We start from the raw sequence: 4656 nt of genomic DNA, 5'->3' as shown, positions 1-4656 counted from the left end.
GAGCAGGAAAGATTTCTGCAGGAGCATATCATTGCGTACTTTGAGGAAGAGGAAGATGAATAAACCATGCAACCCATCGTCATTAAACCAGTGATACCCGAAATGCTGGATACCCTGGTGCAATTGGAGCAGCAAACCTTTATGGAAACTTTTGGGCCTACCCACCAGCCGGACGACCTGGCTGTTTTTATGCAGGAAAGAAAGGACGCTGCCGCCCTGCGGGAACAGCTGCTGCAGCCGGGCTGCCTGTATTACCTGCTTTATTATGGTGAGCATGTAGCCGGCTTTTTAAAGCTGAACCTGGGCAAACAGCCGGATGATGCGGCGCATACGCAGCTGCCATCGCCCATAGAGCTGGAAAAGATCTATGTACTGAAAGCCTGGCAGGGGCATAAGCTGGGCAAAGCCTTGATACAACATGCTTATACCGTAGCCCTGGAGCACCAGGCAGCCACCATTTGGCTGGGGGTATGGGAGCATAATACCAAAGCCCTCCGCTTTTATGGATCAGAAGGTTTTGAAAAGTTTGGCGAGCACACTTTTAACGTAGGCCGGCAATCAGATACAGACTGGTTATTAAAAAGAGCTGTTAAATAATCTTATGAAAAAACTGCTATTGCTATTATTGTTGCTATCCACTGGCTTTGGAGCCATGAGCAAACACCGTAAGGTAAAAGTAACCACTCCATATGGCACCATGATCATTCAGCTGTATGATCAAACACCCCTGCACCGGAATAACTTTATTAAGCTGGCGAAAGCGCATTTTTATGACAGTATACTTTTTCACCGCGTAATAAAAGGTTTTATGATACAGGGGGGCGATCCTGAATCAAAACACGCGCAGCCCGGCGCTATGCTGGGTAATGGAGAGAACGGCTATACGGTGCCGGCAGAGTTCCGCCTGGACCTGTTTCACCGGAAAGGTGTGCTGGCCGCTGCGCGGGATGATAACCCGGCTAAAGCATCATCCGGCTGCCAGTTCTATATTGTGCAGGGAAAAAAGTGGACGGATGCTGAGCTGGATCAGCTGGAACAGGGACGCCTGGGCGGCCGTAAAATACCGGTGGATCAGCGGGAGATCTACAAAACTATTGGCGGCACACCACAGCTGGATCAGAGCTACACTGTTTTTGGACAGGTAATAGCAGGAATGGAAGTGATTGATAAGATCGCAGACATGAAAACAGATGGGAACGATCGTCCTTTAACAGATGTGCCCATGAAGATACGGCTGGTGAAAAAGTGGCTGCTGTTTTAACCGCATTGGAGAGTATTGTAATTTCCTTACTTTTACGGCCAAAATCAAACTAACTATGAACTTTCCATCAAATCTGCGTTACACAAAAGATCATGAATGGATATTGCTGGAAGGCAATATAGCCACCATTGGTATCACTGAATTTGCGCAACGTGAATTAGGGGATATTGTATTTGTAGATATTCCTACTGTGGGCAAAACCATGGAAGCCGAAGAGGTATTTGGCACTGTAGAAGCGGTTAAAACCGTTTCTGACCTGTTTCTGCCCGTTGCAGGCACTATCAACGAAGTTAACCAGGACCTGGAAAGTGAGCCGGAGCTGGTGAACACCGATCCTTACGGTGAGGGCTGGATGGTAAAAATGACCGTTAAGAACCCTGCTGATGTGAATGCGCTGCTGGATGCAGCCGCTTACCAGGCACTGGTGGGAGAATAATATTTTATGTGTAAATGTGCAGATATACAGATGTGCAATGAAAGCCTCCTGTTTACCTGCACATTTGCATATTCGCACAGTGAACATCATCCATAAGACACAACATCTCATCTGCACATTTGCATACCTGCATATCTGCACATTAGTACAACCATTCATGAAGGCAATTCGTTATTACATTCCCGCTATTGTGTGGCTTTTTTTTATCCTGGTGATGTGTACATTGCCCGGCAAGGATATTCCTCATGAAGGCTGGATGGAGCGGATCCATATGGATAAAATAGTGCACTTTGGCCTGTTTGGCGGTATGGTATTTTTCCTGTGCCTGGGGGTTTACTGGCATAAAGGCCGTTTTTCTGCAACCACCCTTTTTATGTTTGTAGTGTTTGCGGCCCTTTACGGCCTGTCTATTGAGTATATTCAAAAGTACATGACGGCAGACCGCAGCTTTGATATGACCGATGCGGCTGCAGATGCGCTGGGCGCTATTGCCGGTGTATGGATCTTTCGCCTGTTCCGGCGCTGGTTCCTGAAACCAGGTACTAACAATGCCGTTAAATAATCCCTTTCTTCTTCAGCTTTGCTATCACACTTACCTGCTGCGATTTCGCTCTCGTGCTGGCTGTTATTCCGGGAAAATGCCCCTGATATATAGCTTAACAATTCCTTAATACAATTCAACTGTTCCCTTAAAACAATAAGGCCCGACAGGTTTTACACCCATCAGGCCTTATCAAAAATAAGTGATGTTATTTATTGCTTGCCAGCATCGTTCTTAGCCTCTGTTTTCATTTTTTCATTTGCAAAGATCGCAAACTCTACGCGGCGGTTCTTAGCCCTGTTCTCTTCAGAATCATTGGGCACTTTAGGCTGGCTTTCACCATACCAGTATGCCTGTACGCGGTTAGCGGCAATGCCCTGTGCTTTCAGGAAAGCAGCTACGTTATTAGCGCGCTTTTGAGACAGGGTCATGTTATACTCATCTGTACCTTTATCATCGGTATGCCCTTCTACCCGTACATAAGTATCCGGGTATTTGTTAAGCACCTGCGCCAGCTGTTTGATGTTATCCTGCGCAGTGGCTGAAAGATCGGTTTTATCAAAGCCGAACAGTACACCGGATGAGAAGGTAACGTTAATACCTTCGCCTACACGTTCTACGGTAGCATTAGGTACTTCTGTTTTAATTTCCTGTGCCTGCTTATCCATTTTTTTACCGATCAGCACACCGGCAGTACCACCTACTGCAGCGCCGATGATGGCACCCAGCGCAGTGTTACCGGCTGCTTTACCAATAGCAGCGCCAGTGGCTGCACCGCCGCCAACGCCAATAACGGCACCTTTTTTAGTATTGTCCATACCCTGCCAGGTGGAGCAGCCAAAAAGTACAGTGGCAGATAAGGCTATTGCTACAATTGCATTCAATTTTTTCATCGTACAATTTTTTAATTTTTCTAAGGATTCTAGTATTGAGTTGCTGATTATTTACCGGCTCGTTTTGCAGGAGCATTGAATGGGCCAGGTCATTTTGAATTGTTGTAACGTAACACCAGGGCTTTCCCCGGGATATCCGTTTTTACGACAGAAGCTGTATTTCAAATTCTTTGCCAAAGTCACAAACCGCACATTATTATTTCGCGGCCAAATTACTGGACATTACGGAAGTACAGACAATAAATTTTATACACATAATAGTTATGTGGATAATTACCCAGGTATGACTACGAATTTTATCCCAGCAGATTTTTGAGCATGCCGCCCAAACCGCCTTCAGAAGGCTGTTGCTGCTGTTGTTGTTTGGCGCCGTTGGAAAGTACGCCCATCAGGTCCTGCAGGTCCACATCACCATCACCATCCTTATCTAACCCACCGGAAAGGCGGCCCAGTATACCGGATAAATTAATGCCGGACGCCTGCCCGCCCGTAAGGGAATTCAAAATGCCCTGCAGGTTAAAGCTATGGTCGTTAGGGTCGTTTGTTTTCTTTACCAGCGAGCCCAATACAGCAGGAATAAGGCTGCCGGCTATTTGCTGTGCGGTACCTGCAGGCAGGTTAAATTTTTCCAGCAGGGTACCTGCCAGGTTACCGGAGAGCTTGTTCACTACCGGGTTTTGCGGGTCTGTTGCAGAACCGGCGCCGCCCAGCAGGCTTACTACCTGGCTGGTATTGCCATTAGCCATTTCATCCTGCAGGCCGGATGCAATGGATTCGGTAGCAGCATGTATAACCGCCTCATTCTGCTCATTGGGAACAGCGGGATTGTTTATAACCGCACCTTGTGCGTTTTCCTTAACGAGGTTTAAGAGTTGGTCCAGCATGGTGTGTAGCTTTATGAAGTTATTGTAGTAGTTAAAACAGCCCCGGCATCTAAATTGTTCGGCCGCACACGTTTTAAATGCCGCCCTCTTTCAGCTTCTCAGCGTTCTCGGCAAACTGCAGGGCTTCTATCATTTCCTGGATATCCCCGTTCATAAAGGCATCCAGGTTGTAGATGGTCATACCAATGCGGTGGTCTGTAATACGGCCCTGTGGGTAGTTGTAGGTACGTATTTTGGCGGACCGGTCGCCGGTTGATACCAGGCTTTTACGCTGGGAGGCAATGGCCTCCTCGTGCTTGCGCACAGCTGCTTCATATATACGGGTACGCAGCATTTTCATGGCTATATCCCGGTTGGAGTGCTGGCTGCGGCCCTCCTGGCATTCAACCACCGTTCCGGTGGGAATGTGCGTTAAGCGTACGGCAGATTCTGTTTTGTTTACGTGCTGTCCGCCCGCGCCGGATGAACGGAAGGTGTCCATCTTAATATCGGCATCCCGTATCTCCACATCCACCTCATCAGCTTCGGGCAGTACGGCTACGGTAGCGGCAGAGGTATGCACGCGGCCGGATGCTTCTGTGGCAGGTACCCGCTGTACCCGGTGTACGCCGGATTCAAATTTAAGGGTGCCATATACATCA

7 protein-coding genes are annotated in these 4656 nt (G+C 47.9%); 4 read left to right on the top strand and 3 right to left on the bottom strand.

The window, feature by feature from the left end; genetic code table 11:
- The first annotated feature begins 66 nt into the window (after positions 1-66).
- The 4 genes from VIM87_RS28345 to VIM87_RS28330 all read left to right on the top strand — a co-directional run bounded on the left by VIM87_RS28345 (position 67) and on the right by VIM87_RS28330 (position 2259).
- Positions 67-597 (top strand): GNAT family N-acetyltransferase, encoded by a 531-nt coding sequence (locus VIM87_RS28345; RefSeq protein ID WP_332000243.1) that lies wholly within the window; start codon positions 67-69, stop codon positions 595-597.
- Positions 598-601: 4 nt separating this feature from the next.
- Entirely contained in the window at positions 602-1261 is a 660-nt protein-coding gene (locus VIM87_RS28340; protein WP_332000242.1) for a peptidylprolyl isomerase, read from the top strand.
- 55 nt (positions 1262-1316) lie between these two features.
- Positions 1317-1697 carry a glycine cleavage system protein GcvH gene (gene gcvH / locus VIM87_RS28335; protein ID WP_332000241.1) on the top strand — a complete coding sequence of 127 codons (381 nt, stop codon included), beginning with the start codon at positions 1317-1319 and terminating at the stop codon, positions 1695-1697.
- Between the two features lie 157 nt (positions 1698-1854).
- On the top strand, positions 1855-2259 hold the full coding sequence (locus tag VIM87_RS28330) for a VanZ family protein (protein ID WP_332000240.1): 405 nt from the start codon (positions 1855-1857) through the stop codon (positions 2257-2259).
- Positions 2260-2450: 191 nt separating this feature from the next.
- Here VIM87_RS28330 and VIM87_RS28325 read toward each other — a convergent pair whose 3' ends face one another.
- The 3 genes from VIM87_RS28325 to VIM87_RS28315 form a co-directional block, all read right to left on the bottom strand.
- A complete protein-coding gene (locus VIM87_RS28325) occupies positions 2451-3131 on the bottom strand; it encodes an OmpA family protein (protein WP_332000239.1) in 681 nt (226 codons plus the stop codon).
- 296 nt (positions 3132-3427) lie between these two features.
- On the bottom strand, positions 3428-4015 hold the full coding sequence (locus VIM87_RS28320; protein WP_217603930.1) for a hypothetical protein: 588 nt from the start codon (positions 4013-4015) through the stop codon (positions 3428-3430).
- A gap of 73 nt (positions 4016-4088) precedes the next feature.
- On the bottom strand, positions 4089-4656 hold a 568-nt coding region (locus VIM87_RS28315), incomplete at its 5' end, for a peptide chain release factor-like protein (protein WP_332000238.1).

This window comes from Chitinophaga sp. (assembly GCF_036569125.1).
GTDB lineage: Bacteria > Bacteroidota > Bacteroidia > Chitinophagales > Chitinophagaceae > Chitinophaga.
This window is presented reverse-complemented; position numbering and strand designations above follow the sequence as displayed.

Excerpts from the sequence above, each read along its gene's own strand:
- VIM87_RS28320 (WP_217603930.1), bottom strand. The coding sequence starts at position 4,015 with ATGCTGGACCAACTCTTAAACCTCGTTAAGGAAAACGCACAAGGTGCG.
- VIM87_RS28345 (WP_332000243.1), top strand. The coding sequence starts at position 67 with ATGCAACCCATCGTCATTAAACCAGTGATACCCGAAATGCTGGATACC.
- gcvH (WP_332000241.1), top strand. The coding sequence starts at position 1,317 with ATGAACTTTCCATCAAATCTGCGTTACACAAAAGATCATGAATGGATA.
- VIM87_RS28340 (WP_332000242.1), top strand. The coding sequence starts at position 602 with ATGAAAAAACTGCTATTGCTATTATTGTTGCTATCCACTGGCTTTGGA.
- VIM87_RS28330 (WP_332000240.1), top strand. The coding sequence starts at position 1,855 with ATGAAGGCAATTCGTTATTACATTCCCGCTATTGTGTGGCTTTTTTTT.
- VIM87_RS28325 (WP_332000239.1), bottom strand. The coding sequence starts at position 3,131 with ATGAAAAAATTGAATGCAATTGTAGCAATAGCCTTATCTGCCACTGTA.